At 58.5% G+C, this 1,608-nt stretch carries 1 protein-coding gene; it reads left to right on the top strand.

The features are described from left to right. Positions 1-40 precede the first annotated feature (40 nt). On the top strand, positions 41-1,579 hold the full coding sequence (locus tag QTI51_RS38900) for an IS3 family transposase (protein WP_286518459.1): 1,539 nt from the start codon (positions 41-43) through the stop codon (positions 1,577-1,579). Positions 1,580-1,608 lie beyond the last annotated feature (29 nt).

The raw sequence follows: 1,608 nt of genomic DNA, 5'->3' as shown, positions 1-1,608 counted from the left end.
GGGGGTGCGGACGAAAACTTGGACTACCAGGAGGTAGTTCGTGTATTCCTACGAAGATCGGATTCGAGCGGTTGAGCTCTACGTCAAGCTGGGCAAACGCGTCAGACCGACCATCCGGCAGCTTGGTTATCCAACCAAGAATTCTCTGAAGGGCTGGTACAACGAGTACCAGCAGAAGCTCGACTTGCCAGCGGGCTATGCGGGCCGAGCAGCTAAGTTCTCGAAGGAACAGAAGGCGGCAGCGATCGAGCACTACCTCACTCACGACCGCTGCATTGCGGCCACGATGAGGGCATTGGGCTACCCCGGCAGGGGGACGCTAACTTCCTGGATTCGCGAGGCCATTCCTGAGGCCAGAAGGGCTGTCGTCGGCAGTGTGGGGCGACGAAGGCATTCCGGGGAGCTGATGCAGGCTGGAGTCATGGAGCTTTGCACGCGTGAGGAAAGTGCACAGGCTGTCGCCGACAAGTTCGGTGTGTGCCGGCCAACGCTGTACAACTGGAAGAACCAACTTCTGGGACGTGAGGCACCCCCATCCATGAAAAGCACCAATCAATCTCCGTCCTTGCAAGAGCGCGACGAGCTCGAGCGCCAGGTCGAGGCGCTGCGCCGCGAAGTCAGGCAACTGCGCCTCGAGCAGGACCTCTTGAACAAGGCCAACGAACTGTTAAAAAAAGGCCTGGGCGTCGACCTGCAGTTCCTGTCCAACCGGGAGAAGACACTGCTGATTGACGCCCTCAGGGAGCACTATGGCCTGCCAGAGCTCCTTGCACAGTTGGATCTTGCGCGTAGTTCGTACTTCTACCACCGGGCCCGTGCAGCGATGGGCGACAAGTACCTGGAGGTGCGGCAATCCATCACCGACATCTTTGAGTCAAACCACCGCTGCTATGGCTACCGCAGGCTGCAAGCTTCGCTCACCAGGCAGGACGTCGCGATCTCGGAGAAGGTCGTTCAGCGGTTGATGAAGCAGGAAAGCCTGGTTGTTCCAAGACCCAGGAAGCGCAGGTATGCGTCATATCTTGGGGAGATCAGTCCAGCGCCTGAGAACCTCATCAACCGCGACTTCCAGGCCGCGGTCCCCAACGAGAAATGGCTCACGGACATCACGGAGTTCCAGATCCCAGCTGGCAAGGTGTACCTCTCGCCCATCATCGACTGCTTCGATGGAATGGTCGTCAGCTGGACCATCGGGACCAGCCCGGACGCTGAGTTGGTCAACACGATGCTGGATGCAGCCATCGAGACAGTGGCCGAAACTACTGACCGGCCCGTGGTCCACTCCGATCGGGGCGGCCACTACCGCTGGCCAGGTTGGCTATCAAGAATGAGCGACGCGAAGTTCACCCGCTCGATGTCTCGCAAGGCATGCTCACCTGACAACGCAGCTTGCGAAGGCTTCTTCGGTCGGCTGAAGAACGAACTGTTCTATCCTCGAGACTGGAAGAACGCCACCATTGAGCAACTCATCGAGGCGGTTGACTCGTACATCCGCTGGTACAACGAGAAGCGGATCAAGATCTCTCTTGGCTCTCTCAGCCCTATCGAATACCGGGTGAGCCTTGGGCTTGCGACATAAATCAGTCCAAGTTTTTATCCGCACCCCCC

The sequence above is a fragment of the Variovorax sp. J22G73 genome (genome assembly GCF_030317035.1).
GTDB lineage: Bacteria > Pseudomonadota > Gammaproteobacteria > Burkholderiales > Burkholderiaceae_C > Variovorax.
The sequence above is the reverse complement of the archived record's forward strand: the minus strand, read 5'-3'. Positions and strand labels throughout refer to the sequence as shown.